General features: G+C 43.9%; 5 protein-coding genes. All 5 read right to left on the bottom strand.

The window, feature by feature from the left end; translation table 11 throughout:
- Nucleotides 1-421, bottom strand: a 421-nt coding sequence (locus Q0256_RS03700) for a hypothetical protein (RefSeq protein ID WP_297960145.1), incomplete at its 3' end; no start/stop codon positions are given.
- A complete protein-coding gene (locus tag Q0256_RS03695; RefSeq protein WP_297960143.1) occupies nucleotides 421-1941 on the bottom strand; it encodes a hypothetical protein in 1521 nt (506 codons plus the stop codon). The genes Q0256_RS03700 and Q0256_RS03695, both read right to left, overlap by 1 nt.
- 62 nt (nucleotides 1942-2003) lie before the next feature.
- Nucleotides 2004-2873 carry a GTPase Era gene (era, locus tag Q0256_RS03690; protein WP_297960149.1) on the bottom strand — a complete coding sequence of 290 codons (870 nt, stop codon included), beginning with the start codon at nucleotides 2871-2873 and terminating at the stop codon, nucleotides 2004-2006.
- 504 nt (nucleotides 2874-3377) lie between these two features.
- Complete coding sequence (gene hslU / locus Q0256_RS03685; RefSeq protein ID WP_297960141.1) at nucleotides 3378-4697, bottom strand: HslU--HslV peptidase ATPase subunit; 1320 nt, start codon at nucleotides 4695-4697, stop codon at nucleotides 3378-3380.
- Complete coding sequence (hslV, locus tag Q0256_RS03680; protein WP_297960147.1) at nucleotides 4694-5191, bottom strand: ATP-dependent protease subunit HslV; 498 nt, start codon at nucleotides 5189-5191, stop codon at nucleotides 4694-4696. Before hslV ends, hslU begins: the two co-directional genes overlap by 4 nt.
- Between the last annotated feature and the right edge of the window lie 14 nt (nucleotides 5192-5205).

Here is a 5205-nt window from a genome sequence, read left to right as displayed (position 1 = left end):
AAATTTTAATATTGTTATTCTCTGCGATCGTTGAGAGGCTATCCATAAATTTAGCCCAGTTCTTTTCGTTATAGGTAAGTTTTGAAATTTCTTTTAGCTTACCGTCTAGATATCCACGCTCATCATTGATATTTTTAAGGTTGGTCTTAGCACCATTGAGGATATTGCGCTTATTATCAACGAAAGCTTTAGGATCACCACCAAAAAACTCGTTATACTCTCTCTGTGCGCCTTCAAGCTTAGTCGTGGCAGTACTTAGATTTGTTTCGCTCTCCTCTAAATACGGATCGGCTTGCTGACTTAAAATAAAGTAAGCTACCACACCTACAAACAACAAAGCTATGTAAAAATAGTTATTTGCACTATTTCCCTTGGAGGCAAACCATTGATCAAGTTGATCTAATGAACTTTTCTTTTTCATTATTTAACCTCCACACTGATGTTGCTATCGTAAAAGACGGTTTTATTACCCTCTTGTAGCGCGATTGTTTTAGTATCCACGCCATACACCTCTTTTTTACTGATATCCTCTAAAAGCTCGGTCATCTGCTTATCGTTTTTGGTGCGCACCTGAACAGTTAGAGTCCTATTCTCATCACCGATCCTAACCATATTGCCCTTATTTTTAACGACCATATTGGTTAGCTCAAAAATAGAAACACCCTTCATAGCGTAATTGTTTTTCTTATCTAAGATGGCATTAATTAGTTTGCGCCTGTCGTTAAGCTCCTTACCACTCTTAGCAGCCTGGGCATTTACCTCTTTAGTCTCTTTATCCAAACGCGCACTTTCAGTTCTAGCGGGACCCATCTTTTCCTCTAAACCTTTATATTCGCTAGTTTTATCATCAGCTACCATATTATTATAATAGCCGTAGCCAAAATTATACGCAGGATACGCAGCGCCAAGTAAGCAGCCTAGCAACATATAGCCTATCAGCTTGCCGGTTGATCTTTGAGTCAAAGGTGGAGGTCTCATAAACGGCGAGTAGTTGTGATCGTCATCTTTAGTAATTAAATAATCTTGACCTACCAAGAACATCAAAATATCTAGCTGAGTGAGCGGATAATCTTTTGCGTTGATTGCAACGTTAAAATTAAAATCCTTGTATCTTAGCTTTAGATTATTTTCTACAAAAACCTCGATCGCAGGAATTTTACCGATATCCGTTCCGATATAGACATTTTGAATATTGACGTTGTAAATTTTACTAATACCGTTCAATACGTCGTTGATGTAGTAAAACATATCGTCAAAAATTTGGATCATATAATCGCGTTCGGTCGGATTTTCTAAATTTACTCCCTGTTTGGAGAGCAGTCTATAAAAGCTCTCTTCATCGACTCTGCTACCGACTAGCTCGACATATTTTTCATGCAAGAATTTTAGGTTGTATCTTACTTGACGAGATTGAAAATATTCGCCGTTTTGATACACTACCAAAAACGCATCGTCGCGCTGCAAGTAGATGAAGCAGTCGATCCCGTCGCGAGTTAGGACGCCTCTATTATACAAGCCCTCGTATAAAAACGGAGCCATAGCCACATAGTCGATGTAGTTCGTCCTAGCGGCGATCGCATCGAATTCTGAAGTGAGTTTGGCATTATCTACGACGAAAACATTAAAAATTCTATCATCGCCGCCAGCGCCTATTACCTCACTATAGGTGATTTTGTAATCCAAAGCAGTGTCAAGCCCCAGCTCCTCATACACCTTAACGACGATCGCATCTAAAAGATCCGCGTCCTCTACCGATCTGCTTATCTCGACCGTCGCAGTCATTATATCCTTATACGGAATATATGAGACGTAAGTTTCCTTCGCACGATTCGCTTTTGAGAAGTCGTGCTCGAAAACTTCATTCTCACTTAGACCGAATATGGTTTGCGTGACTTTGTTAATCGCAACAATCGAACTAGCATTTTTACTATTCTTTGCCATAACACTCCACTTCCAAATGAAATTTTCTACGCTGCTAATACTAATAGAAATAAAATAAAATGTCAATAGATAAAATCGGTTTTCACCATAAATTCGTCATTTTTCCAGCTTTTTTTTACAAAAACTGTTAATTTTAAGTAAATTTTGACCTTAGAAAAATTTGAAATTAACTTTTTGGCTCGAATTCCGATCCGCTTGATCGCTTCGCCGTTTTTGCCGATCAACATCTCTTTGTGTGAATTGCTGTCCGTTATGATCCGCGCATATACCGAGATCAGACCCGGTTTTTCCACCACTTTTTCCATCACGACGTCGCTGCAATACGGGATCTCGTCACTCATACTCTCAAAGATCGCCTCAAGTATGAAATCGCGATAAATTTCGCGCTCGTTGGTCGCGCTTAAAATTTCGGGGTCGTAAAAATACTCATGCTCGGGCAGAATTTTACAAATTTCGTCCAAAACCTGCTTTTTATAGACCTTTTTTTTGATGCTAACGGGGATTATCGCCTCAAATTTATCGGTAAATTTTTGATATTGCAGCAGCTTTTGCACGATCTTTTCGTCGTTTGCTTCGTCAATTTTAGTTAAAATCACGATGTGTTTGGTGCCTGCGTTTAAATTTAAAAATTTTTCATATTCCGCGGTATCATCGTGCACGGGCGCCAAAAACAGCACCAAATCGCAGCCTTCAATCGCTCCGAGCGCCACTTCGACCATCAGTTTATTCATCAGCTTGGCGCTTTCGTGCAGCCCGGGCGTGTCCGTGAAAATCACCTGATCTGCGCCGTTCATCGCGATGCCGCTAATCTTGCGGCGCGTGGCGTTGATCTTGTGCGAGACGAGCGAAATTTTCTCACCGCAGAGGTAGTTTAGTAGCGAGCTCTTGCCCGCATTGGTCCGCCCAATGAGCGTTACAAATCCGCTTTTCATATTTTCCTTAAATTTATAAAATTTTATCCTGCTTGCGACCGCAGCGCCAAGCTCTTGCGGGTAAATTCTAAAATCTAGTTTTGCGCAGGCTGGCTCCGCACAAGCGGCTGAAATTTGAAATTCCGCCATTACATAAGCGGGTAAAATTTAAAATTTCAAGCCACGCGGTAGCGATAAATTTTACTCGTCTCGGCGTAGAATTATATTCACTTTAAATCTCGCAAGCCGCGAATTCTGCAGCTTCGTAAATTATCTGCGAAATTTTAAATTCTATCCTGCCATGCGCTACGGCTTGACATATAACCCGCGCAGCACAGAATTTCGATCATTCCTAAAATTTTACAGACTTAAAATTTCAAAGTATCGCCAAATTTAAAAGGATTAAATTCTGCGTATTTTTAAAATTCCGCTAAATCTCAAACCTAAAATTATAACGCTTTGCAAATTTCAAAAACGCAGAATTCCGCGACTCTGTAGAATTCTAAAAGTAGCTACCGCGCCGCCTTATAAAATATATTTCGCCAGATCCTCGTCGCTTGCGATGTCTGCGAGCTTTTCGCTTACGAGCTTTTCATCCACGACGATCTTTTGCCCTTTAAACTTATCCGCTTCGAAGCTGATATCCTCAAGCACCTTTTCCATTATCGTATGCAGCCTTCTAGCGCCGATGTCTTCGACTTTTTCGTTCGTGCTCGCCGCAAATTTCGCGATCGCTTTGATCCCATCCTCGCTAAATTCCAGCTCGACGCCCTCGGTCTTTAAAAGCGCCGAGTACTGCTTAAGAAGCGAATTTTTCGGCTTGGTTAAAATTTCGCACAGCGCCGCCTCGTCTAGGCTGTCAAGCTCGACGCGAAGCGGGAAGCGCCCCTGAAGCTCGGGTATGAGATCGCTCGGCTTGCTGATATGAAAGGCGCCCGCGGCGATAAAAAGGATGTGATCGGTGTCGATATTGCCGAATTTCGTGCTTACGCTGCTGCCCTCCACGATCGGAAGCAGATCGCGCTGCACGCCCTCTTTGCTCGGATCTTGCCTGCCGCTATTACCGCTTGAGACCGCCACCTTATCGATCTCGTCGATAAAGATGATGCCCTCGTTTTGCGCACGCCTAACGGCTTCGGCTTTGATGCTCTCCATATCGAGAACCTTCTCGCTAGCCTCGCTTTTGAGGGCGACCTTGGCGTCTTTTACCTTCATCTCTTTTTTGCTCTTGCGCGTCGAAATTCCGATTACTTTGATGAAGCTTTCCTGCATATTCGCCATCTCGGGCGGTAAATTCGGATTTGATTCAAGCGCGTTTTCGCTTACTTCGATCTCGATACTAAGATCGTCCAGATCGCCGCGCTCGAGCTTGGCCGCCATCTTTTCGTAGCTTTTTTCGTAATCTGCGACCTTCTCCTCGCTCGCTCCGCGCGGAAGCGGCGGAAGGACTTTTTCTAAAATTTTACGCTTGATGTAATCATCAATCTTGTCTTTGTTCTTTTCAAATTCCTCGCCGCGTACTAAATTTACCGACGCGGCAGCCAGATCGCGCACCATGCTCTCCACGTCGCGCCCCACGAAGCCTACTTCAGTATATTTGCTCGCCTCGACCTTGATAAAAGGAAGTCCGAACATCTTCGAAAGCCTGCGCGCGATCTCGGTCTTACCCACTCCGGTAGATCCGATCATTAGGATGTTTTTGGGCATCACCTCGTTTTTCATCTCATCTTCGAGCGCCATTCTGCGGTAGCGATTTCGCAAAGCCACCGCTATCGTGCGTTTGGCGCTATTTTGTCCGATTATATATTCGTCTAATTTTTCTACGATCTGCTTTGGCGTCATCATCTCTTTTCGTCCCAAATTGCGTATGTTTTGATGTTTTCATTCGTGTAAATGCAAATCTCGCCTGCGATTTTAAGGCTTTGCTTTACGAGCTCCTCTTCGTCTAAGCTTGCAAATTTATCCAAAGCTCGCGCCGCGCTAAGAGCGTAATTCCCGCCGCTTCCGATCGCCGCGATCTTGCCGTCGTCCGGCTCTACCACGTCGCCCGTGCCGCTAAGCAGAAAGATATTTTTGCGGTCCAGCACCAGCATCATCGCTTCGAGCTTTCGCAGATACTTATCCTTGCGCCACTGCTTGCTAAATTCTATCACGGCCCTTAAAAGATCGCCCTTTGCGCCATCTAAGCACTTCTCAAACATATCAAAAAGATTAAACGCATCGGCGGTGCTGCCCGCAAAGCCCGCCAAGACGTTACCCTCTTTGCCGATCTTTCGAATTTTAGTCGCATTGCCCTTTAAGACGGTGTTTCCAAACGTAACCTGTCCGTCGCCGCCGATGACGGAGGCCTTCG

Origin of the sequence: uncultured Campylobacter sp. (assembly GCF_937949835.1) — a bacterium.
Lineage (GTDB): Bacteria > Campylobacterota > Campylobacteria > Campylobacterales > Campylobacteraceae > Campylobacter_B.
Note: the sequence above shows the minus strand (reverse complement) of the source record. Positions and strands in the feature narration are given on the sequence as shown.

Coding starts and splice junctions, on each gene's coding strand:
- Q0256_RS03695 (WP_297960143.1), bottom strand. CDS start 1,941: ATGGCAAAGAATAGTAAAAATGCTAGTTCGATTGTTGCGATTAACAAA.
- era (WP_297960149.1), bottom strand. CDS start 2,873: ATGAAAAGCGGATTTGTAACGCTCATTGGGCGGACCAATGCGGGCAAG.
- hslU (WP_297960141.1), bottom strand. CDS start 4,697: ATGATGACGCCAAAGCAGATCGTAGAAAAATTAGACGAATATATAATC.